Below are 24,708 nucleotides of genomic sequence, written 5' to 3' on the forward strand. Positions count from 1 at the left end.
ACAACCTCCTAGAAAATGTTTGAAATTTTTTTCAAATAAATATTTTTACCTTCTTTTTGAAGCAATCCACAATCTTCTAATTCTTGAAGATATCCATCAATTTTGGCTTGATCAACATTTTTATGTGCCAAATCTTTTAAAACTTCAATAACTTGAGGATGATCATCACGAATATAAGCATTTCCATTATTATCATATAATGGACTTTTCAACATGACATTTAAACAGGCAACATAAGCCCATTTTACTTCTAAACGTACCATTTTATACTGCATTGTATCAAATAATGCACTTGGCATGTAGTATTGATCTTCATGATTTCTTAAATCCTTGATATCATTTTTATCATAACAAATCATTTTTATTCCTCCCTCTATGTTTTTTCATTATAACATAGAATAATCTCTTTTGGTAAAGAATATTCCATTTTCCATGATAAAACTTTTATCATATTCTTTGCTTTTTTTGACTATACTTTTTATAATGAAACAAAATAAAGGAGTGATCTCATGAAAATTTATCATAGTATTCAAGATATGGTTGGACAAACACCTATCTTACAATTACATCATATTGAAAAGTTAGAAGATACACAGGCTCATCTTTTCGCAAAACTAGAATATTATAATCCAGCCGGCAGTGTGAAAGATCGTGTTGCTAAAAGAATGTTACTGGATGCGTTAGAAGCGGGTCAAATTCATTTAGACTCAACAATTATTGAGCCTACAAGTGGAAATACAGGCATTGGTTTATGCGCTATTGGTAGTGCTTTAGGTTTAAAAGTGATCATCGTTATGCCTGATACCATGAGTGAAGAAAGAAGAAAATTAATGAAAGCTTATGGTGCAAAGCTTGTTTTAACACCGGGTAAAGAGGGAATGAGTGGGGCGATTGCGAAGGCTGAAGCATTAGCAAAAGATATTCCTCACAGTTTTATTCCAAGCCAATTTACCAATTTAAGCAATCCTAAAGCCCATTATCTTTCTACTGGTCCAGAGATTGACCAGCAGATGGATGGTCAGATTGATATCTTTGTGGCAGGTATAGGAACTGGTGGTACAATCAGTGGTGCTGGTCGCTATTTAAAAGAAAAATATCCTCAAGTTCAGATTGTTGCTGTAGAACCGGCTGATTCCCCACTTCTTTCCAAAGGACAAGCTGGACCTCATCAAATTCAAGGTATTGGTGCTAATTTTGTTCCAGAAACATTAGATACTCATATTTATGATCAAATTATCACAGTATCTACTGATGAAGCTTTTCAAGCTGCTCGTCAACTCGCAAAAAAAGAAGGTATACTGACAGGTATTTCTTCTGGTGCAGCTTTATTTGCAGCACAAAAACTGGCAAAAGAACCTCAAAACAAAGATAAAAATATTGTTATTTTATTACCTGATGGTGGCGATCGTTATTTATCAACAGCTTTATATGAATAAAAAATGAAAGTTATTTCATTGTCATGAAATAACTTTTTCTTTTCAATCAAAAAGCGAGTCATTCCACTCGCTTATCTTGATTTTTCTTCAATTTGTTTTAAAACCATATCAACAAATTCATCCAATGATACAGTTGTCTGTTTTTGTTCTCCATACTGACGATAAGTCACTGTTCTTTCATCACGTTCATTATTTCCCAATACTAACTGATATGGAATCTTTTTCATTTGTGCTTCACGAATACGATAACCCAATTTTTCTTCACGATCATCTAATTCCACACGAATACCTTTCGCTTCTAGAAGTTGATAAACTTCTTTTGCATAATCTAAATGATATTCATTTTTAACTGGAATCACTTTAACTTGTGTAGGTGCTAACCATAATGGGAATGCTCCGGCAAAGTGTTCAATTAAAATACCAATAAATCTTTCAATAGATCCAAAGATCACACGGTGCAACATAACTGGTCTGACTTTTTCACCATGATGATCAACATAAGTTAAATCGAACCTTTCTGGTAAGTTCATATCCAATTGAATTGTTCCACATTGCCAGACTCTACCTAAAGAATCTCTGACATGGAAATCAAGTTTTGGACCATAGAAAGCTCCATCTCCAGGATTAACTTTAAAATCTTTCCCAGCTGCTTTACAGGCAGCTGCTAAAGCAGCTTCACTCTTTTCCCAGATTTCTAAATCTCCAATATATTTTTCTTCTGGACGAGTTGATAATTCAATATCATATGGTAAGCCTAAATTTGAATAAACACGATCAATAAATGAAATCAAACGTACGACTTCACTTTCAATCTGATCAGGTGTCATAAAGATATGGGCATCATCTTGTGTAAATGTACGCACTCTAAATAAACCATTTAAAGCTCCACTGGCTTCATGTCTATGCACCTGTCCAAGTTCTCCCATACGTAATGGTAAATCTTTATACGAATGTAAACTATTTTTATAAACAAGCATACTTCCTGGACAGTTCATTGGTTTAATCGCAAATTCACGTTCATCAACTTCACTTGTATACATGTTTTCTTTATAGTTATCCCAATGTCCAGAAACTTCCCATAATTCTCTTGACATCATGATTGGGGTTTTAATGAACTGATATCCTTCTTTGGCATGTTCTTCATACCAGTACTGTTCCAATGTATTTCTTAATAACATACCATGTGGTAAGAAAAATGGCATTCCAGGAGCATATTCACTCATCATAAATAAATCAAGTTCTTTTCCTAATTTTTTATGATCTCTTTTTTTCGCTTCTTCTAAGAAATCCAGATGTTCCTGTAATTCTTCAGCAGTAGGGAAACAAACACCATAAATTCTTTGTAAGACTTTGTTATTCTTGTCACCTTTCCAATAAGCTCCAGAATGTTTTAATAATTTAAAATTCTTACAAAGCTTCACTGTTTCTACATGTGGTCCTCTACATAAATCAACAAAATCTCCTTGACGATAACAGCTAATTTGTCCATCTTCTAATCCTTCAATAAGATCTAATTTATAAGGATCATCTTTAAACATTTCTAAAGCTTCAGCTTTAGAAATATCTTCTCTGACAATTCTTTTTCCATCTTTACAGATTTTTTTCATTTCTTTTTCAATTTTAGGTAAATCTTCATCTGTAATCACTTGATCCCCTAAATCTATATCATAATAAAATCCTTCACTCACAACTGGACCTACCCAGAATTTTGCCTGTGGGTATAAATGCTTCACAGCCTGTGCTAAAACATGAGCACAAGAGTGATTTAATGTATTGAGTGCTTCTTCGTTTTTAAAATCTCTCATTTTCTTTTCCTCCAATCCAAAATCTTAATATATCATCACACTGATCTTCAAACTGTCCACCACATTTTTCAATTGTTTTTCGAGATGCTATGTTATCTTTATGGCAGATGACTAAAACTGGGAAAATATCCCATTGCTTACAATACTTTAAAGCTTCCTGCAACATCCTTGTCGCATGTCCTTGACGGCGATAAGAAGGATGAATGGAGTAACCAATATGCCCTCCATGACGCAAGAGTTCTTCATTTAAACAATGCCGAATATTGATACATCCCACCACAACATCATCAACAATATAAAGAAACTCTGTTGCCGGGACATAACCATTTTGCAGTTCAATCCCCAAATGATTCTTTTTCTCTCTGGCAATCCATTGTTGATAAGTGCTCTCCGTTCCATAAGAACCGGCACCATTGATACCAAAGGGATTATTTTCATCTTTCATAGCTTGAATAAAAGCCCTCATAGATGCTTCATGTTTGATGGCAGGAAATTCCAAATATCCTTTTATCATGTTGTCACCTCCTCATAAAAAAGAGATTTCATCCAAAGGACGAAATCTCGTGGTACCACCTTTATTCATTATCGACAGATAACCTCAAAACTTTAACGCAGTTATACGACCATCTCTTTCGAGCGTAGCTATTAGGGAGTATTTTTATAAGCTATCCAAGATTTTCACCAGCCATCTTCTCTCTAACCAATCACTTATAAAAACATATCCTAAATCATCGCTTGTAAAATTATTTTACATCATTATTCTGATTTGTCAAGACATCTGTTTCTTTTGTTTTCATGAATTCATAATATTCTACAATTTCAGCAAATCCATAAATAACAAACGAAAGCAATAGAGAGATAAAACAAGACCACAACATCATTAACATTGATTGAACTCCCATCAATTGTCCTGTATTTAAATAAGATGTATTTGCTGCTATAGAATATCCTTGTTGAACAATACTTCCAATCAAAAAAACATAAGCACATATTTTCAAAATTTTAGATACTTTACAAGTCACGGTTTTTACCCCCTCCCCGTCAATTTTGACACTTTTATAAAACCTTTCGATTTTCAAATAACTGAATAACCAATCCACAGCCATAAATAACCAAAGCAATCACTACAGCAAAAATAAAATCAATAGACAAAACCATCATACTTTGTAATGACCACATAAACTGGAATTGAAAACATATGGATTTAAAAACATAAAAAACGATGAATATATAAGCACAAATCTTTAATTTTTTTCCAACATCATGAAACATGATTATCATACCTTTCTTTTGAAGAAAAAATATCTTTTTTCTCAAAAAGAAAATATTCTTTCCTCAATATTTAAAATAGCATAAAATTGTGTATAAATGATGACTATTTTTATATTTTGAAAAAAAAGTATCACTTTCAAAGTGATACTTTCAATAGAAATTGATTGAAAATTTATTTAACTGTGATTAATTGTAAATAACTTGTTGTTCCTTCTACACCAGGAGTTCCTCCTGTCACAAGAATTGTTTCCCCAGCATTTACACCATTTTCTTTAGCAATCACTTCAGCTAAGTTTAATAAACCTTCAGTCGTATCCATGTGTTTACATGTTACAGATTTAACACCCCAGTTAATTGCTAATTTCTTAGTTGTTTTTTCATATGGAGTTGCTGCAATAATTGGACATTCTGGTCTATATCTAGACATTTTCTTTGCTGTAAATCCAGATTCTGTAAATGCAACGATGACAGCAACATTGAATTTTGTTGCAATTTCAGCTACTGACATACAGATAGCTTCAGAAGGATCATCAGATGCAGTTCTGACAGCTTTTCTATGTAATGAAGCATAATCTAATGTAGATTCTGTTTTAATTGCAATTTTGTTCATAACCATAACAGCTTCTTCTGGATATTTACCTTGTGCAGATTCACCAGATAACATAATAGCATCAGTACCATCATAAATAGCGTTTGCAACGTCGCTGACTTCAGCACGAGTTGGTCTTGGATTTTCTTGCATAGATTCAAGCATTTGTGTTGCAGTAATAACAACTTTACCAGCTGCTTTACATTTTCTGATTAATTCTTTTTGAATTAATGGTACATCTTCAGCAGGAACTTCAACACCTAAATCCCCACGTGCAACCATGATACCATCAGCAACTTTGATAATATCATCCATTTTTTCAACACCTTCGCTATTTTCAATTTTAGCGATGATTTGAATATCAGGTTTTCCATTTTCAACTAATACTTTTTTAACATCTAAAACGTCTTGAGGACGACGCACAAATGATGCAGCAATGTAATCTACATCTTGTTGACATCCAAATTCTAAGTCAGCTCTATCTTTTTCAGAAATGAAATCAAATCCAAGTTCGATACCAGGAACATTGATTCCACGTTTATTTTTTACTTTACCATCATTTGCACAAACACAAACGATATCAGTTCCTTCAACATGGTCAACTAATAATTCCACTTGACCATCGTTCACTAAGATAAATCCACCAGGTTTAACATCTTTGTATAAATCTTTATAAGTGATTGTGAAACGATCTGCAGTCCCTACGATATCTTCCACACAGATTGTAGACACTTGTCCTTTTTTAAATTCAGTAAATCCACCTTCAAAATCACCAGTTCTAATTTCAGGCCCTTTTGTATCTAATAAAATAGCACAGTTTGTCCCAAGTTCAGCATTGACATCACGCATTGTCTGCATCTTTTTACCATGTTCTTCATGATCTCCATGAGAGAAGTTACAACGCATAACATTCATACCTGCTAAAACTAATTTTTTTAACATTTTTGGATCTTCAGAAGCAGGTCCAATTGTACAAATAATCTTTGTTTTCTTCATCTTATCTTTCATTCTCAATTAATCTCCTATAGCTTAGTTTATATTTAACGAAGTTTTAATACATCTTCGTAAATACCTTGATTGACTTGACGTTTATGCCCTAAGACTTCTTGAATTGGTAGTCCAACAATTTCACCTTTGACATCACTAATACAAAGTCCACCTTTACCTTCTTCAAGTAATTCAACAGCTTTAATTCCCATACGTGTAGCTAAAACACGATCTCTGGCAGATGGACGTCCACCTCTTTGCATATGTCCTAAAACATTGGCACGTGTTTCAAATCCTGTGGCTTCTTCAACACGTTTTGCAAGTTCATGAACATCTGTAATATGTTCAGTAATAACAACCAACGCATGTTTTTTATCAGAAGCTTTAGAACGTTTTAATGTTTCAATGACTTCTTCTTCATCAAAACCACTTTCACTTGTGACAATCATTTCAGCACCACATGCAAGTCCAGCATGAACAGCTAAATCACCACATCTTCTTCCCATAACTTCCAAGATTGTACATCTTTGATGAGAACTAGATGTATCTCTTAGTTTATCCAATGCATCAACAATTGTATTTAAAGCTGTATCAAAACCAATTGTAAAATCAGTATCAGGGATATCATTATCTATTGTTCCAGGAATACCAATACAGTTAATTCCCATTTCTGTTAATTTCAAAGCACCATTATAGCTTCCATCTCCCCCAATAACAACCAAAGCTTCCATTCCAACTTTTTTCATTTGTTCAATGGCTTCTTCTCTGACTTTAGGGTCTTTAAATTCTGGGAAACGAGCAGATTTTAAGAATGTTCCACCAATATTAATAATATTACGTGTACTATGACTATCAAATTCAATAAATTCCCCATCATGAAGTCCTTTATATCCAAGTCTAACTCCATAAATTTTAATTCCTCTGTTTAAACAAGTTCTTGTGACAGCACGAATCGCTGCGTTCATTCCTGGTGCATCTCCACCAGAAGTTAATACTCCAATGCATTTAACCATAACTTTTCTCCTCTCGCTTTATTACTTATTATTTTATCATAAAATGGTGTTGTGTTCTACACTTTCGAGTACATTCTATATCGTCAAATTCGTTCAGTCAAGCATTATTTCAATGCTTAACGCTTTCAATTTTGAAATAATTGTATTTGCACGAATTTCATCACCTTTTTTTAAAGTATACACCTTTTTTAGTTCGTTATAACCATATAAACTTGTAAAAAAAGTAGGCAAATGATTCAATAAACGATATGATAAAATCGTTAATAAAATTTCATCTCTAGACCACGCTGTAATATTTTCTTCACCAATTTCATCCAGCAATAAATAATCCACTTTCAATAATTTATCCATTGCATAAGCATTATCCCCCGAAGAAAAACTCGCCTTTAAATCAATCAGATAAGTTGGAAAATGAATAAATCCAATCTGTTTATCCTTTTTAGCTAATGAATTCATTAATCCAGCCAATAATGTTGTTTTCCCACTTCCCATAGGTCCATGTAAAAACAAACCTTGTGAAGTTGGTGTTTGCGAATATTTTAAGATTTGTACCAAAGCATCTTGACAGGCTGGTGTAAGATGCTGTGTATCTTGAACCAGCTTTAAAGAAGATAAATCCGTCAACATTAACTCTTGAGAAACATTGCTCATCACAAAATGATCTAATAACTGTCTTTTGGCTTCAATCGCTTTTCCATAAGGACAGCTCTGTAATTCTAAAATGATTTGTCCATCATTGTAAGAAAGCATCTTTTGCATACCTATTGTTTCTTTAGGACAATAGTCTAATCCCTGACAGGATTGGCAAATATGAAAATCATCATTGTAATCTAAAAACTCCACCCAGTAATCTTCCATCACTGAAGCATCTAAATGGTTCTGTTTTAAGAAATGCTGAATATTTTTTTCTTTGAGTAAAGCATATTGACTTTCTGATTTGATTTTTTGAATATCATCATTTTGAAAAATCATATCTGCTACGCTTTTCATAATTGTCCCTCCTTCAATTGATTCAATAAGTCCTGTAATTCCTCAGAAGATACTTGTCTTGCAGGTTCTTTTTTATCTTCTACTTCTTCTTCATCTGGTGCATCCATTAATTCACGATAAGCATCCATAGCTGTCATAATTTTTTTACGGGCCCATGAAGCTCCTATCGCCTCACAATAACGCTTTGATAAACGATTATTATTTTTCCCTAATACATACTCAATCAAGACATTAACAACTGCTGGTTTTAAACCCAACTGCACCATCAATGTTTCCACAATCATTAAATCATGATAGACTGGCTCTTTTCCACCCTGTTTTTCCTTCAACAATTCATAAGGTGTAATCGTATCCAGATATTTCATATGTAAGATGAGAGGTGAAACACTGGCTTCTTGTGTTTGAAACTGCAAGGGTTGTTTATGATAGATTTCCTGTAACGAAGATGATTGTTGGATATCAAAGTACTTTTGTATAGATTGTTTTATGCGTTGACGATTCAATCCCTGTGATTCCATTGCATCTTTTATCAAACCAGCCAGAGTCAAAGCATCCACACTATAAACATATCCTAATTCTACAGCATAGTCCAAATCTTCTTGACTTAATAAAGAACGATTAACCTGATAATCTGCTAAACTTTGATACAACAAATCACGATCATATTGAACTTTTACATTTTGTGATTCCTGTTGTACAAATTCTTCTTGATACTTTAATAAACGTGTTCCTTTATGGAGATGTTCAATTGTAAACACATCTTGAAATTTAGCTGTCACATCTTCATAACCCTCTAAATTTTCTAAAGATATTTTAAAATATTGTAATGTTTTTTGAAAATCTTCTTGTGATAATGAAAACTGAAGCAATGATGATAAAATCTGATTCTTAAAGAAAGCCTTCAATGATAAAGGAGCATAGATACGATATATATATTGGGTGATATCCTGTTCATGTTTAACATAGCTTTTTAATAAGCCAATCGCTTCAAGTGAACGCAAAGCTTTTTCCAGTTCCATAATATTGATAGATACAAAAGATAGTAAGCGAGAAAGAGGACAAGGTGCAATAAAACGTCGCATACGTTTTCCTTCCATCACCAGCATCATATAAACCTGTAAGGCTGTTGAACCAATGAAAGGCTGATACAAATAATAAAGTGTATCGATCTGGACTTCATCCAATGGATAACGCATTTCTACACGATAAAGATCAGTGACGTACAATTTCATTTTTTAAAACCTCTAAAACTCTTTCTATTTGAACATATAAATCTTCAAAATTCTGACGATTATCAATAATATAGTCCCCCATCTCTTTTTTCTTTTCAATTGAAATCTGTTGACTCATCAACAATCTTGCCTGTTTTTCATCTATCTGATTACGTTTCATTAAACGCTTTAACTGTGTTTTTTCATCAACATAAACAACCATCACATCATCACACATCGTATCCATATGTGTTTCATATAACAAAGGAACATCTAAAAAAACAAGCGGTTCTTGACATTGTTCGATTCCTTTTTTTAACATGTCTTGAACATAGGGATGAATAATACTTTCTAATAAGGCTTTTTGTTGAGGATCATGAAAAACAATTTGTCCTAATTTTTGACGAGAAATATTTTGATTGTCATCCAGACAATCAAAACATTCTACAATTTGATGATAACAGTGACTTTCTTTTTCTAAAGCCTGATGAGAAATCTCATCAGCATCCAAGACACAATAACCATGTGTTTTTAAATATTGTGTCACTGTACTTTTTCCAACTGCAATAGACCCTGTAATTCCAATAACTCGACTCATTAATAACACCTCTAATAACGTTTCTTTTGACAATGGGGACAAAAATAAGTTCCTCGCTGATGTACCATCACTTTCTTAATAGGATGATGACAAACAGAACATTCTTTTTGTCCATGTACCTTTAATTGAACTTGAAATAGTCCATGAATCCCATTAGCATCAAAGGAATGAATTGTTGTTCCTCCTTGACGAATGGCATCATTTAAAACATTGATAGCCACCTCTTTTAATTCAGCGACTCTTTTTTTCGATAAGCGTGAAGCACGTGTACGTGGATCCATATGCATATAAAAACAAATCTCATTAGCATAAATGTTTCCAATACCACACATAATACTTTGATCTAATAAAGCTGATTTGATAGGTAAGGAACAATGATGTAAACGTTGATACAAATCTTCAACTGTAATGTCAAAAGGTTCTGGACCTAATTTCTTTAAAGGCATCTGTTCACGATAATGATGCAAATCGACACATTCCATGCGACCAAATTTTCTGGTATCAATATATCTTAAATCTTGATGATGATCCATATGAAACACAACATGGGTATGTTTATTAACTGGTTCATCCCAATCAACGATATGAAACTTTCCTTCCATACGCAAATGGGAAACAAAGGCATGTTCTTGACATTGAAAGATCAGATACTTTCCAACACGGTCAATATCACAAAAAACTTCCCCTGTGAAAGCTTCAATAAATTGTTTGACATCGCCCACTATTATACGTGAGTAATAAACATCTATTCCTAGAATTGGACGTCTTATAATAAAATTCTTGAGTGTACGTCTGACAGTTTCAACTTCTGGTAATTCTGGCATAAGTCACCTATTTTAAATCATACCAGTTGGATGCATAAGCTCCATCGACCTTTAAAGGCACTTCCATTTGAAAAGCATTTTCCATCGCTGTTTTAATCATTGTCATCATATCTTCTAATTCATCTTTATACACATCAAAGATCAATTCATCATGAACCTGTAAAATCATCTGAGATTTCATATGTTTTTCTTTCATTAAACGATCGACTTGAATCATCGCCAGTTTTAAAATATCAGCACCACTTCCTTGAATCGGTGAATTCATCGCAAAACGCTTCGCCTGTTCACGCACCATAAAGTTTTTATCATGAATTGTAGGAATATAACGTTTACGATTTAAAACTGTGGAAACATAACCATCACGTTTACAATCTTCTACAACACGTTCCATATATTGTTTGATTTCTGGATATTCTTCAAAATAACGACGAATAAATTCTCTCGCTTCACTGAGTGTCACACCAATTTGCTTAGATAATCTAAATTCACCCATACCATAAATAATACCAAAATTCACAGCTTTTGCCTGACGACGCATTTGTGGTGTCACATCTTCATCTTTCACTTTAAATACCAAAGCTGCCGTATGGGTATGAATATCTTTATTTTGATGGAAAGCTTCAATCAATGATTTAACCTTCGCCAGATGAGCTAAAATACGTAACTCAATTTGTGAATAATCAAAGGAAACCAAATAATCATGACTAGCAACAAAAGCCTGTCGAATCAGTTTACCTTCTTCCTGACGTACAGGAATATTTTGTAAATTTGGATCAATAGAAGATAAACGACCCGTCTGTGTTAAAGCCTGATTAAAAATTGTATGTATTTTTCCATCCGCAAAAACCTGTTCCTGTAAACCTTTAACATAAGTAGATGATAATTTTGTTAACATACGATATTGCTGAATCAAAGGAACAATGGGATGTAAATCTTCAATCTTTTCTAAAATATCCTGTGATGTGGAATAACCACTCTTAGTTTTTTTACCATTTGGTAAACCCAGTTTACCAAATAAAATATCTCCTAACTGTTTAGGTGAAGCAATATTAAATTTTTCATCAGCCAAAGTATAAATATCTTCTTCAATCTCTTTAATTTGAGCATCAAAAGTCTGTTCCAGCTTCTTTAAAACATTGACATCAACCTTCGCTCCAACATATTCCATATCCGCCAATATATAAGTAACAGGTAATTCTAAATTCTGATACAAATCATATTGATCTTCCTGTTTCAATTTTTCAATAGCCTGATCTTTCAACTCATAAATGGCTTTAGCTTTAGAGATGGTATGTTTCGCAAGTAAATCCATCTCTGGAATATGTTTCTTCGTATTTTTACCAAAGACTTCTTCTTCATATTGTAAAGATGTGTAACCATAATAATCTCCAATATATTTCATCTCATCTTTTAGACTTGGATTTAAAATATATGAAGCTAACTGTAAATCAAAATCCATACCTTGAATTTCAATTCCATTCCATTTTGCTGATAAAATCTGTGCTTTGATATTATAGCTATATTTATGATATTGAGGATTTTTTAAATAATCCAAGAATTGCTGATCTTTTAAAGCATCTTCATAACTTATAAAATAAGCCTGATGCGCATTATAAAGAGCATAACCTAAGACAATGGATTTATGATAATTTTGATCATAGATAGCACCTAATATACTGCTGTCTTCTTGAATCAATGGCATGGTATGAACCACTTCATATTGAAAATCTGTTTTTTGTTCTTTTCTTGATTCTACGGAAATCTTTTTTAAAAGTGAATTCATATCATAATGAGTATAAAAAGCTTTTAATTTTTCAAAATCATAACCATTATATCTGGCTTGATTTAAATCGAGTGTCATAGGAATATCACGAAGAATTGTCGCAATCTTTTTTGATTGAAGACCTAAGTCAATATTTTCACGAATTTTTTCTCCCATCTTTCCTTTGATTTCATTCATATGTTCCTTTAAATTTTCAATTGTTCCATACTCATGAAGCAGTTTTAAAGCGGTCTTTTCACCAACCCCCTTAATACCAGGAATATTATCAGCACTATCACCCATTAAACCAAGAAAATCACGAATCTGATCAGGCTTTAAACCATATTTTTCATCCAATGTGGCAGGAGTATACACATCTAATTGCGTCACTCCTTTAACCGTACGATAAACCGTTGTCTGATTGGAAACAAGCTGAAAAGCATCTTTATCCCCTGTAAAAATAGAAACTGTTAATCCCTGTTCTTCACCTAATTTGGATAATGTCCCAATCAAATCATCACCCTCATATCCTTCCATTTCATAATAAGGAATCTGATAAGCTTCTAAAAACTCACGCACCATCGCAAATTGACATTTTAATTCATCCGGTGTTTCTTTTCGTGTGGCTTTATACTGATCTAATAAATCATTTCTAAAAGTCTTTTTTCCATAATCAAAAGCGACCACAACATAAGCACTTTCACGCTCTAATATCTTTTGTAACATATTGGCAAAACCAAACACAGCATTCGTTGGAATTCCATCTTTATTCACCATTAAATTTCCCATTGATGCTGTGGCATAATAGGCCTTAAACAACAATGAATTTCCATCAATCAAAACTAATTCTTCCATATCTATTCAATCACCCTTGCCTTATCCACAATGAAAGACAATTTATCTTTCATATCCACTCTTCCTTGAATAAGACAAATATTTCCTTTCTTTAACATCATTCCTATGTCCTTATACCTTGAAGCAAAAACAACACCATCCAAACTTCCTGTTTCATCCATTGCTTCAATAAAACACATTTCCTGACCTTTACGATCTGTTATATTTTTCACACGTTGTAATTGTACTACAACATTGACTGTCCTATGCACATATTCATCTAAACTGGACACATTAACATAGGACACTTTGATTTTCTGTTTTTTTAACTCTAAAGGATGCATGGATAAATAAACACCTAATACAGCCTTTTCACGATTTAATTTTTCTTCAAGCTGATCTTGATAAATCGTTAAAACAGGTTTTTCTTCAATCCCCAGATTTTCTTTTAAATGACCATAATCCCTAATCGCATCGAGATTCTTTAAAATCGTCTGACGTGATAAACCAAATTCATCCAAAGCCCCTGCATCCACTAATGATTCTAACATCTTTTTAGAAAGATGTGAATTTTCCATACGCATCATAAAATCATAAATATCTTTAAACAAACCTTTTTGACGTTCTTCAATAATAGCCTTATAACCAGCATATCCCACATTTTTAATAGCCAATAAAGAATAACGAATATGCCCTTCTTCCACCATAAAACGTGCCTGTGAATGATTCACAGAAGGTGGTAAGATACGAACATGATAAGCTTTACACTCTTGAATACAATGCACCTTTGTATTTTCACTTGATAATTCATTCGATAAAATTGATGCAAAGAAATACAAAGGATAATTGGCTTTTAAATAAGCTAACTGATAAGCCACATAAGCATAGGCAACACTATGAGATTTGTTAAAACCATAATCTGCAAACTTCTCTATTAATCCAAATACTTCTTGAGCCTTTTCTTGAGAAAATCCATTTTTCAGACAACCTGCTATAAATTCTTCTTTCATAGAATGCATCAATTCTGTTTCTTTTTTAGAAGTGGCCTTCCTTAGTATATCAGCTTTCGCAAGTGAAAAACCTGCCATTTTTTGGGCAACCTGCATCATCTGTTCCTGATACACCATAATCCCATAAGTTGATTTTAAAATAGGTTCTAATTCTTTTAAAGGATATACAACTTTTTCTTGATGTGAACGACGTTTTAAATAAGTCGGGATATTTTCCATTGGTCCTGGCCTAAACAAGGCAATAGCTGCCACAATATCATCAAAACAATAGGGTTTCATCTGTCTTAGTAAATGACGCATACCATAAGATTCTAATTGAAAAACACCAAAAGTATCTGCTTTAGAAATCAAACGATAAGTTTTTTGATCATCTAAAGGCATCTCATTTAAAACAATTTTTATCTTTTGATTATGTTCAATATCCTTACAAATATAATCAAGCATTGTCAAGTTTTTCAATGCTAAAAAATCCATTTTCAAAAAACCAGCTGTTTCAATATAATCCTTAGAATATTGACACATTAATGTAGAAGTTGGACCAACAACCAAAGGGACAACTTCATGTAAAATACGCTTTGATAAAATAACCCCTGCCGCATGGGTAGAAATATTACGTGGTAAATGTTCAATAATGCTTGTTGCTCCTACAATTTTCTTTAAACGCTGATCTTGATTAATCAAAGATTGAAATTGAGCAGATGACTGATACATCTGTGTAATGGTCTTTTTGTTCTTTGGTGAAGTCGGTATCATCTTCGCAATCAGTTCTAAACGAGGCAAAGGAACACCCATGACCTTTCCCATTTCCTTCATCGCAACACGAGGACCATATGTATTGAATGTGACAATTTGTGCCGCATGATCCTTACCATATTTATCAATGACATAACGAATCACTTCATCACGACGATCATCTTGAAAATCTATATCAATATCAGGCATGGATACACGTTCTGGATTCAAGAAACGTTCAAACAATAAATCATAACGTAAAGGATCAATATTGGTAATTCCTAAAACATAAGCAACCAGACTTCCAGCTGCACTTCCTCTGCCCGGTCCTACTTGTATTTTTTGAACCTTTGCCCAGCGTACATAATCCCAGACAATCAAAAAATAATCATCAAAACCCATTTCATGAATAATTTTCAATTCATAGAGTAAACGTTTTTGATATGTCACAGGAATTTCTTGATTTTGAAAACGTTTCTTTAATCCTACATGGCATAAACTTCTTAAATAATCTACCGCTTTCCCCTGATGAGGAACAGGATAAGTTGGTAAATATTTCTCATTCAAAGGAATTGTCGCCTTACATGTCGTACAGACATGTCTTGTTTCTTCAATGATTTCTGGAGGGAACAATCTTTCCATTTCCTTTTCATCTTTTAAATACTTTTCCTGTGTCAAAGGCTGATATTGTGCGTCCAGTGTAATTCCTTGAGCCGAAGCCTGTAATAAATCCACAGCTAAAGCATCCTGTTTTTTTAAATAACGCACTTCATTAGAACAAATCACTTTGACTTTGACATAACGTGCCAAAGACATCATTCTTTCATTGCCTTTTTCCTGCATTTTCAAATGATGATTTTGTAACATAATATAATAATGATCATGAAAAAGCTTTTGAAACAAACGCATATACTTAATCGCTTCATCTTCCATTTCCTTAGCCACATGACGTTCTACAATTCCATCTTCTAATCCCGAAATCACATAGAGATGTTCATGATATAAAGCCAGTTGATCTAAAGCAATCGCACGATCACTACTTAAATTCACTTCGCAACAAATATGCACGAGATCAAAATAGCCTTGATCATCAATAGCTAAAAGAATAAAAGGATAAATCTGACCATCTATAAGAACACTGGCTTCCATTCCTAAAATAGGTTTAATCCCATTTTGAAGACAGGCTTCACTAAACTCCATCGCACCAAACATATTATTTTTATCTGTTAGAGCTAAGGCATCTAAATGTTTTTCTTTTGCAGCTAAAACTAGATCTTTAATTAATATTGTACTTTGTTGAAAACTGTAACCACTATAAACCTGCAAATGTCCAAACATACAATCGCCTCCTCTTTATGCTACATTATAACAAAAAAAATCATTATAAGATACAATGAAACGAGAAAAGAATCAACATAATCGCAATATACAAACAAAAGACAACATAAATCAAATCTAAAAAATAAAAACTTTCTATACTTAAAATCCATAAACGATAAAAATATAACACAATCAAATAAAAATGATATTGCAGTTGAATCACCTTAAACCATCTTTGATTCATAATAATAATGATACTCACTAAAACTGCCAACAAATGAAAAGGTATGATCCATTGAAAACAGACAAGTTGCAATATCAAAAACACACCACATAACAACTGCATTTTTTTCATTCTACGTATCATCATAGACATCACCTAATTTATCATATGATAAAATTGTCTAGAAAAGACAAAAAAAGTAGAACTTTTCTGTTCTACTGTGCTTGTTTTAATGCTTGGGCTAATTGATCTGGACAAGATGTTGGTTTCGCACCACAGCGAATCCCTTCCAATCTGGCAATGGCTTCTTCCTTACTCATTCCTTCTACAAGTCTAGCAACACCCTGTGTATTTCCAGAACATCCCCCAATAAATTTCACACCTGTGACCTTTCCATCCACAACATCAAAATCAATACGACTTGAACAAGTTCCTTTTGTCTTATAACTTTGCATCATATTTCCTCCTAATTTAATCTAGATTTTTCAATAATATAAACATTATCATTATCCTTAAGACCATCTGACATTTTGATTTTTCCATCTTCCAATAACCAGATAGCCTCAACACCATCTAATGAATTCACTAACTTCAATCCTTCTTCATATTCCATTAAAAAAACTGCCGAACTCAAGAAATCAGCCAAACCACTATCTTCTGTAATAATGCTGACACTTCTAAAATGAACAGCTGGATATAATGTTTCTGGATCAATCAAATGATGGTATCTCACACCATTGACATCTTGATAAAAACGTTGATAATCCCCACTTGTCACAATGGACTCACCCTGTACAACCAATACAGCTTCATTTTCACTATCTGGATCATCTGCACTGGCTGCATAATTTCCATCTTGAGGTGATTCAATACCGACACAGAATTTATCTGCACAATCATCCAAATAAAATTCTCCCTCTTTTTGAATCTTTCTTTGCCCATGACTGGCTACATTGCCACCACCACTTAACAAGAAATTATCAACACCCATTTCAATCAATCCATCTTTAATCAGTTCAATCGCATAACCCTTAGCAGTTGCTCCCACATCAATAGATACCAGAGCATCATTGATATAGACTGTTTTCTTCTTTTCATCAATTTCAATACTATCAATACTTGTATGCTGATTGGCTTTTTCTAATTCCACATCACTTGGCACCGTACCAACACCATCATGACTTTCTGCTTCTTCACGATAATCATGCCAGATATTAATGACACTTCCAAAAGCAATATTCACCTTAGAAGAAATCTTTCGATTTCTTTCAATACTTAAATTTAATAAATCAATCAAAGGTTGATCCACTTCAATAGCTTTTTTTCCTGCATTATCATTAATTGTCTTTAAATTATTCATACCATTATATGTATTATATTTATCAAACAACTGATCATAATAATTCAACTGTTCTTCAATATAATCACATTGTTCATTAAACTCATCTTCACTACTGACATAAGACATATATGTTGTAATGGTATCAAAAGGTCCTGTAATATAATGACTCATTAATTCATATTTTTTTGAACACCCTGTCATGATCATCATCATTGACAAAGATAATAAACTTAAGACTAATTTCTTCAATTTCATCACCGTTTTTCATTATAACAATAAACATCAAAAAAAACCATGAATTTTTTCATGGTTTTCATCATTTTTATTGAGCATTAGTGAATGCTTCAGCTACAGCTTCTAAGAATGCTCCAATATCCATTGTACATCCAGCAGCTAAATCAGAACCAGTTTTTGGAACTGTTGTATGTTCTTCATCACGTTTTTCTGTTTCAGTTTTAGCAATTTCATCAGCTGTTTTACCTTTGCAGTATTCTTCAAATGTAGCTGCTTGTTCATACCATTCTTTACCGATTGGAGAAACACCTTTCATTCCATATTCTTCTTTTCTTTCTGATTTTGTATCAGTAATTTTTTCATTGATTTGAGCTACATCAATTTTTGAATAAACAACTTTACCATCAGCATCAGTAGCAACTAAAGCGATAGTTGTATCTAATTGTTTAGCTTCACCATCGTTAGCCATAACTTCACCAACACCAATTTTATCAGCATTAGCATCTTGAGCATTTGCGATTGCTTTAGCAACTGCTTCTTTAAATTCACCGATGTCCATTGTACATCCAGCAGCTAAATCAGAACCAGATTTTGGAACTGTTGTATGTTCTTCATCACGTTTTTCTGTTTCGATTCCAGCAATTTCATCAGCTGTTTTACCTTTACAGAATTGTTCAAAGAACTGTGCTTGTTCATACCATTCTTTACCGATTGGAGAAACACCTTTCATTCCATATTCTTCTTTTAATTCTTTTTTAGTTTTTGTTTTTTCAGCATCCCCACCTGGAGTAGATTGAGCTACGTCAATATCAATATATTGAACTTTTCCATCAGCATCTAATCCAACAGCAGCAATAGTTGAGTTCACTTGACCGTCAGAATAAGAACTTACAACTCCTAAACCAGCTTTTGCATATTTAGCACCTTCAGCAGCTGCTCCAGTATCTTCACCTTTCTTACCACATCCTACTAAAACAGTAGCTACTAAAGCAGATGCAGCTAAAACTTTTAATAATTTGTTCATAAAAAAATTCTCCTTCCCATTCCTTTTTTGAACTACATATATTATAGCTTGAAAGCGTTTATATATCAAGGTTTTTTCTTTGCTTTTACACTCATTTTTAGGTTCAAAACAAATGAAAAATACAAATTATTTTGAATTTATCAATGCTTTTGTGAAAAAATTCATAAGAAAAAAAAGAATAAATTCTTTTTAAAATTTATTCTCATTTTCGTTGATACACTTTTCTATTCTTGATTGTACCATACTTGCAACTTCTGTACTGCTCATATCTTTATATTCATCATAATAAATAGGTGTTAAATAATGAATCTGAGCATCTACTTTTTCAATGGAATTATTGTCAAACACTTTATAACAATCAATCAATGCAACAGGAACGATTGGTTTTTTTGCATTCATGACTGATTTAAAGGTTCCACCTTTAAACTCCAACATTTTATTTTGTTGACGACATCTTGTCCCTTCTGGAAAAATGACATAACTTGTTCCAGCTGCCATATCTTTTGAAGCTTGTCTAATCACTTTGACTGAAGCACGAATATTTTCACGATCAATCGCTAATGCATCAACCATATGTAATACATTTTTTAAAACAAAGACATGCATTAATTCTTTTTTTACAATAAATTTAAAAGGTTGATCATGTGTTCCAAACAAAATAAGTGCATCAAACAACCCTTGATGATTAGGAGCCATTAAATATCCCTGTTCTTCTGGTAAATTTTCTTTACCAAAGCAATGAATATTGACTCTTGATTTTTCATTGACTTTTCTAATTAATTTTTGTGTAAAATCAAATCTTGTTTCAAAACTAACATCTTCTTTATGTTTATTATAACGATGAATCGTTAATAACCATCCCGGTATTCTATACAATAATCTTATAACTAAAAATATAATTCTTTTCATTAGGCACCTCTTTGATAGATTTCTAAATCAAATGTTTCAAATGGTTTCACTTCTTTTAAAACAAAACCATAATCTTCAAAATCCGGGAAATATGTTTCACCAACATGTGTTCCTTTAATTTTAGAAATCAATAATTGATCAACAAAAGGTAAAGACTGTTTATAAATAGAAGCGCCTCCAGATATAAACAAATCCTTTCCACTTTCTTTATATTCCTGAATCACTTCTTCTAAAGATGTTCTCACTTCTACACGTTCATCTTCAAAAGGTTCAAAACTCACAACAATGGTATGACGATGAGGTAATGGTCTACCAATCGCTTGATATGTTGTATAACCCATTAATATCGTCTGATGTATCGTTGTGTCTTTAAAATGCTTTAAATCTTCTTTATTATCCCAAGGCATACCATTAGATGAATCTTTCTTTCCAATCAAATGATTATCATCCATAGCTACAATAATACTAATCATTAGACACTCACCTTTCCATATAATCTTCCATGACTTTGATAGTTTTCAATAGAAATATCATCAATCGTAAAATCAAATAAAGATTTAATTTCTGGATTTAACTTTAATTGACATAATGGTAATGGTTCCCTTGATAACTGCTCTTTAACAACATCAAAATGATCTTTATAAATATGAGCATCTCCAATTGTATGAATAAATTCTTTTGCTTCATATCCACAGACTTGTGCTAACATTGCTGTCATTAAAGCATAAGAAGCAATATTAAATGGCACTCCTAAAAATGTATCAGCACTTCTTTGATATAATTGACAAGATAAATATTTTTTATCAGCTGACACATAAAACTGTAAAAAAGCATGACATGGTGGTAAAGCCATCTGATCCACTTCAACTGGATTCCATGCACTCACAATATGTCTTCTTGAAAAAGGATTATTTTTTAAACCATCAATTAAAATAGATAACTGATCAACCCCTTGTTCATTAAAATTACGCCATTGTCTACCATAGACTGGTCCTAATTCCCCATATTTTAAAACAAACGGATCATCAGCAGGTAATTCTTTTATTTTAGCAACAAATTCTTCTAAACTCTCACCATGAAAATCTTCAGATTTCTTAAAGTTTTCATAAGGCCATTCATTCCAAATTTTGACATTTCTATCAACCAGATATTTAATATTTGTATCTCCCTTAATAAACCATAACAATTCTTCTGCAATCGGTCTTAAAAACATTTTTTTCGTTGTTAATAAAGGAAAACCAGCACGTAAATCATAACGTGTCTGATAACCAAAAACACTACGTGTCCCTGTTCCTGTACGATCATCACGATCTTCCCCATGTTCTAATATATATTGACACATTTCTAAATACTGTTTCACATTCTTCACCTCTCGCTTATTATAGCGAATAAACAAGGAAAAGTCATTATTTTTCATTGAAATAAACTCTTATAGGAAAAGAACCATTATCATTTACAGTCAAATAAAGATGTTCTCACAATAACTATAGATGCTTTTATATCATTTTTATAGTTGCATTCGATAGAATAGAAAACAAATAACAAAAGTATATGTCTGTTTATTGTTGAAGTCTATTTTTGTTATAATGCATATAGACAAAGCAGAAAGGATCATATGAATATGGATACTCACAAATTGGCTAAAGAACTTATTGAACAAATGAATTCCAAAATGAAAAGAAATCTCTATCGGTTCATTTTTCTTACAATTCCAACAAAATAGAAGGAAGCAGATTGACAGAAGAACAGACTGAGATGATATTTGAAACAAATTCTTTATGATCTCATTCAACAATATTGTTATACATAGCGATATATTTAAATGACTTCTTTTATGCTATAACATAACAAAATATTATAAGAATTGCTGACATCAAGGCTATCGTATTTTTAAATAAAAAGAAATTTATTGCGATTTTTGGAGGTTTATGTAAAAATTAAAGTGCGATTTTTGGAGGTTTAGTTATTGAACCAACTGCGATTTTTGGATATAACGAATGATTTGGAGAAAACTCTCAATATTTCAATGTAAAATTCATAAAAAACATAATAGTAGAAAAGAAGCAAACGTAAAATCATTTTACTTATAAAAGTAATATCACACGCTAAAATATTGTAAAGATTTACATAAAACCAAGTGTATCCTATTGCTCGCAAATAACAAAATTGCCTGCAATTAAATTCAAAAGTCATAAAACAAAAACAGATGAAACGTATACAATCATATCATATTTCATCTGTTTTTCTGTAAGCGACAAATGAAAAGGCACTAACAAGACTGCGGATATTCATTTAAAATGTAAGTACAATAAAAAAGGAGGTACTTACTATATGCAATATGATTGGAAAAAAATCATAAATAGTCAAAAGGAAAGCACTTTGACTGTCAAGGAATTCTGCAGACAGAACAATATCTGTGTGTCTTCTTTCTATAAGTCAAAAAGACGACTGGAAAATGATGAACTTCAAAGTAATTTATTTGTTCCTGTCGAGGTTGTGGATGATGCCCACCCCAATGTATCAATGACCATTGATGGTCATTGTATTGAATTTGATCCTGCACTTCTTGACAGAATCATTGGTGCTCTCAAATGATCATCAACACTGATGAAGTCAAGAATATCTACGTTTCAACGCATTTCGTGGATATGCGCAAGTCGATAGATGGGCTGACACTCATTGTGCATTCCCAATTCCAGATGAATGTCCTTGATCACAGCCTTTTTATCTTTACCAACCGATCAAGAAATCGCATCAAGATTCTCTATTATGAAAGCAACGGCTTCTGGCTGTTCATCAAGAGACTTGAACATGGAAAATTCAAAATCCAGGAATCGCAGGAATCATTGACAAGAGCCATCACTTCCCGTCAGCTCAGTTGGCTTCTGGAGGGTCTTGAATATGATGAAAAATTGAAAGAAAAGCAGCTTCTCATCTAACAAAGCAGTTTGTTTTATGGTATAATACGAAACAGCTGAAATCATGTAATGTGGGGTGTGAAGATGTCATGAACTTGAGAAATCTAAGTCAGGAAGAACTGATCAAGATGATCAATGAAAAGGATAAAAAGATTGAAGCATTGACTGAGCAGCTGAACTGGTACAGTCAGCAGATCAAGCTTCAGCAGAAGAAGCTTTTTGGTTCATCTTCAGAAAAGACTGTTCTTCCTAATCAGATTTCTCTTTTTGATGAAATTGAACTAGAATCCACACCAATCAAGCAGGAACCGGAACTTGAAGAAATCACATACAGAAGAAAAAGAAAAAGCAGACAGAGAGGAATAGATATTTCATCACTGCCAGTAAAGAAGGTCATTCATGATATTGACAATAAAAGCTGCCCAGAATGTGGTGCACTGCTTAGAAAGATAGGCGAAAACAAAAGAAAGGAGCTTGTCTACCATCCTGCACGATATGAAGTCATTGAACATATTCAATATGTCTATACGTGCGATCGATGTGACAGGGAAGCTGTTCAATCGCCAATATACAAGGCACCCATGAAGGAACCGGTCATATACAAGAGCTTTGCATCGCCATCACTTCTGTCATATATCATTGATAACAAGTTCAACAAAGCACTGCCTCTGTATAGACAGGAAGTCATGTTCAATCAGATGGGGCTGAAGCTGTCAAGACAGACGATGGCCAACTGGATGATCAAACTGCATGATGAATATTTCAGGACAATCGCTAGTCATATGCATAAGGTTCTGTTAAAAAGTCAATACCTGCACGGAGATGAAACGTCTGTTCAGGTTTTAAAGGCACCGCATCAAAAGGCAACCACAAAATCCTATATGTGGGTATACAAGACAGGACGCAGCGAGGAGAAGCAGATAGTTGTTTTCATATACGAAAATACAAGAGGACACGAGCATGCCCAGAAGCATCTGGAAGGCTATCATCATATACTTCAGACGGATGGCTATCAGGCCTATGAGAAACTTGAAGGCATTACACACATGGGATGCTGGGCTCATTGTCGTAGAAAATATAAGGAAGCACTAGACAGTGCGCCTGCTGGGGTAGATCTCAAACAAACTGCCAGCTATAGGCTTTTTCATAAGATCAACAAGCTTTTTCAAATTGAAAAGGAAAACGCGGACAGAAGCTATGAAGAAATCAGGCAAATTCGACAGGTTCAGTCAAAACCACTGGTTGATGATTTCTTTGAAGATGTCAGGGAATGTTCAAAAGTTGCAGTGGATAAAACAAAGTTAAGTGAAGCACTCAAATACAGCATCAACCAGGAAGAAAAACTAAGAGTCTACCTTGAAGATGGGAGAATAGAGATATCAAACAACCGAGCAGAAAATGCGATACGCCCATTCTGTGTAGGCAGACGCAACTGGCTGTTTACCAATACGGTTCAGGGAGCACAGACAAGCGCTGCCTTATATTCACTTATAGAAACTGCAAAGCTAAACAATCTCAATCCCTATGAATATTTTAACTATCTTTTGTCATCATTGACAGAAATAGATATCAATGATGAAGAAGCCCTTGATAATTATATGCCATGGTCAAAAGAATTGCCTGATAATACATATCTGACTAAAAAATCGTAGAGATACGATCTTTTAGTCGTGTC

24 protein-coding genes are annotated in these 24,708 nt (G+C 33.1%); 4 read left to right on the forward strand and 20 right to left on the reverse strand.

Going from position 1 to position 24,708, the window contains the following annotated elements; genetic code table 11:
• Positions 1 to 8 precede the first annotated feature (8 nt).
• On the reverse strand, positions 9 to 359 hold the full coding sequence (locus ACGHJ8_RS09780; protein WP_087357200.1) for a hypothetical protein: 351 nt from the start codon (positions 357 to 359) through the stop codon (positions 9 to 11).
• 150 nt (positions 360 to 509) lie between these two features.
• On the opposite strand from ACGHJ8_RS09780, the gene cysK reads away from it, so the two are divergent.
• Entirely contained in the window at positions 510 to 1,436 is a 927-nt protein-coding gene (gene cysK, locus ACGHJ8_RS09785) for a cysteine synthase A (protein WP_390540068.1), read from the forward strand.
• A 71-nt stretch (positions 1,437 to 1,507) separates the two neighbouring features.
• On the opposite strand, the gene thrS is transcribed toward cysK, so the two are convergent.
• The 19 genes from thrS to thyA all read right to left on the reverse strand — a co-directional run bounded on the left by thrS (position 1,508) and on the right by thyA (position 21,475).
• The gene (gene thrS, locus ACGHJ8_RS09790; protein ID WP_390540070.1) at positions 1,508 to 3,241 is read right to left on the reverse strand and encodes a threonine--tRNA ligase; all 1,734 of its coding nucleotides are present in this window, start codon (positions 3,239 to 3,241) and stop codon (positions 1,508 to 1,510) included.
• Entirely contained in the window at positions 3,228 to 3,755 is a 528-nt protein-coding gene (locus ACGHJ8_RS09795) for a GNAT family N-acetyltransferase (RefSeq protein WP_390540072.1), read from the reverse strand. The genes thrS and ACGHJ8_RS09795 overlap by 14 nt, the downstream gene beginning before the upstream one ends.
• 229 nt (positions 3,756 to 3,984) lie before the next feature.
• Positions 3,985 to 4,263 (reverse strand): hypothetical protein, encoded by a 279-nt coding sequence (locus ACGHJ8_RS09800; RefSeq protein WP_390540074.1) that lies wholly within the window; start codon positions 4,261 to 4,263, stop codon positions 3,985 to 3,987.
• A gap of 34 nt (positions 4,264 to 4,297) precedes the next feature.
• Positions 4,298 to 4,522, reverse strand: coding sequence for a hypothetical protein (locus tag ACGHJ8_RS09805; RefSeq protein ID WP_390540076.1), 225 nt, complete (start codon positions 4,520 to 4,522; stop codon positions 4,298 to 4,300).
• Between the two features lie 163 nt (positions 4,523 to 4,685).
• Entirely contained in the window at positions 4,686 to 6,110 is a 1,425-nt protein-coding gene (pyk, locus tag ACGHJ8_RS09810; protein ID WP_390540078.1) for a pyruvate kinase, read from the reverse strand.
• Positions 6,111 to 6,142: 32 nt separating this feature from the next.
• On the reverse strand, positions 6,143 to 7,102 hold the full coding sequence (gene pfkA / locus ACGHJ8_RS09815) for a 6-phosphofructokinase (protein WP_087357207.1): 960 nt from the start codon (positions 7,100 to 7,102) through the stop codon (positions 6,143 to 6,145).
• Positions 7,103 to 7,195: 93 nt separating this feature from the next.
• On the reverse strand, positions 7,196 to 8,092 hold the full coding sequence (locus ACGHJ8_RS09820) for an ATP-binding protein (RefSeq protein WP_087357208.1): 897 nt from the start codon (positions 8,090 to 8,092) through the stop codon (positions 7,196 to 7,198).
• The gene (locus ACGHJ8_RS09825) at positions 8,089 to 9,324 is read right to left on the reverse strand and encodes a DnaD domain protein (protein ID WP_390540081.1); all 1,236 of its coding nucleotides are present in this window, start codon (positions 9,322 to 9,324) and stop codon (positions 8,089 to 8,091) included. The genes ACGHJ8_RS09820 and ACGHJ8_RS09825 overlap by 4 nt, the downstream gene beginning before the upstream one ends.
• Positions 9,305 to 9,901, reverse strand: a complete 597-nt coding sequence (gene coaE / locus ACGHJ8_RS09830) for a dephospho-CoA kinase (RefSeq protein ID WP_390540083.1) — start codon at positions 9,899 to 9,901, stop codon at positions 9,305 to 9,307. The genes ACGHJ8_RS09825 and coaE overlap by 20 nt, the downstream gene beginning before the upstream one ends.
• Before the next feature lie 11 nt (positions 9,902 to 9,912).
• On the reverse strand, positions 9,913 to 10,725 hold the full coding sequence (gene mutM / locus ACGHJ8_RS09835; protein WP_390540085.1) for a bifunctional DNA-formamidopyrimidine glycosylase/DNA-(apurinic or apyrimidinic site) lyase: 813 nt from the start codon (positions 10,723 to 10,725) through the stop codon (positions 9,913 to 9,915).
• Positions 10,726 to 10,732: 7 nt separating this feature from the next.
• Positions 10,733 to 13,342, reverse strand: a complete 2,610-nt coding sequence (polA, locus tag ACGHJ8_RS09840; RefSeq protein WP_211963612.1) for a DNA polymerase I — start codon at positions 13,340 to 13,342, stop codon at positions 10,733 to 10,735.
• Between the two features lie 2 nt (positions 13,343 to 13,344).
• The gene (gene dnaE / locus ACGHJ8_RS09845; protein ID WP_390540087.1) at positions 13,345 to 16,401 is read right to left on the reverse strand and encodes a DNA polymerase III subunit alpha; all 3,057 of its coding nucleotides are present in this window, start codon (positions 16,399 to 16,401) and stop codon (positions 13,345 to 13,347) included.
• Positions 16,402 to 16,444: 43 nt separating this feature from the next.
• Positions 16,445 to 16,753, reverse strand: a complete 309-nt coding sequence (locus tag ACGHJ8_RS09850) for a hypothetical protein (protein ID WP_087357214.1) — start codon at positions 16,751 to 16,753, stop codon at positions 16,445 to 16,447.
• A gap of 68 nt (positions 16,754 to 16,821) precedes the next feature.
• Complete coding sequence (locus ACGHJ8_RS09855; protein ID WP_205089601.1) at positions 16,822 to 17,061, reverse strand: TIGR03905 family TSCPD domain-containing protein; 240 nt, start codon at positions 17,059 to 17,061, stop codon at positions 16,822 to 16,824.
• Between the two features lie 11 nt (positions 17,062 to 17,072).
• Entirely contained in the window at positions 17,073 to 18,203 is a 1,131-nt protein-coding gene (locus ACGHJ8_RS09860) for an FAD:protein FMN transferase (protein WP_390540089.1), read from the reverse strand.
• Positions 18,204 to 18,270: 67 nt separating this feature from the next.
• Positions 18,271 to 19,206: a hypothetical protein gene (locus tag ACGHJ8_RS09865; RefSeq protein ID WP_390540091.1), complete on the reverse strand. Its 936-nt coding sequence runs from the start codon at positions 19,204 to 19,206 to the stop codon at positions 18,271 to 18,273.
• Positions 19,207 to 19,395: 189 nt separating this feature from the next.
• Positions 19,396 to 20,115, reverse strand: a complete 720-nt coding sequence (locus ACGHJ8_RS09870) for a 1-acyl-sn-glycerol-3-phosphate acyltransferase (RefSeq protein ID WP_211963605.1) — start codon at positions 20,113 to 20,115, stop codon at positions 19,396 to 19,398.
• The gene (locus ACGHJ8_RS09875) at positions 20,115 to 20,588 is read right to left on the reverse strand and encodes a dihydrofolate reductase (RefSeq protein WP_390540093.1); all 474 of its coding nucleotides are present in this window, start codon (positions 20,586 to 20,588) and stop codon (positions 20,115 to 20,117) included. Before ACGHJ8_RS09875 ends, ACGHJ8_RS09870 begins: the two co-directional genes overlap by 1 nt.
• Positions 20,588 to 21,475, reverse strand: a complete 888-nt coding sequence (gene thyA / locus ACGHJ8_RS09880) for a thymidylate synthase (protein WP_390540095.1) — start codon at positions 21,473 to 21,475, stop codon at positions 20,588 to 20,590. The genes ACGHJ8_RS09875 and thyA overlap by 1 nt, the downstream gene beginning before the upstream one ends.
• A 971-nt stretch (positions 21,476 to 22,446) precedes the next feature.
• Here thyA and tnpA point away from each other — a divergent pair.
• The 3 genes from tnpA (at position 22,447) to tnpC (ending at position 24,685) form a co-directional block, all read left to right on the forward strand.
• On the forward strand, positions 22,447 to 22,710 hold the full coding sequence (gene tnpA / locus ACGHJ8_RS09885) for an IS66 family insertion sequence element accessory protein TnpA (protein ID WP_390539564.1): 264 nt from the start codon (positions 22,447 to 22,449) through the stop codon (positions 22,708 to 22,710).
• Positions 22,707 to 23,054, forward strand: a complete 348-nt coding sequence (gene tnpB / locus ACGHJ8_RS09890) for an IS66 family insertion sequence element accessory protein TnpB (protein ID WP_129737345.1) — start codon at positions 22,707 to 22,709, stop codon at positions 23,052 to 23,054. Before tnpA ends, tnpB begins: the two co-directional genes overlap by 4 nt.
• 68 nt (positions 23,055 to 23,122) lie before the next feature.
• Entirely contained in the window at positions 23,123 to 24,685 is a 1,563-nt protein-coding gene (tnpC, locus tag ACGHJ8_RS09895) for an IS66 family transposase (RefSeq protein WP_390539562.1), read from the forward strand.
• Positions 24,686 to 24,708: the final 23 nt, after the last annotated feature.

The organism is Massiliimicrobium timonense (assembly GCF_042850985.1).
GTDB lineage: Bacteria > Bacillota_I > Bacilli_A > Erysipelotrichales > Coprobacillaceae > Allocoprobacillus.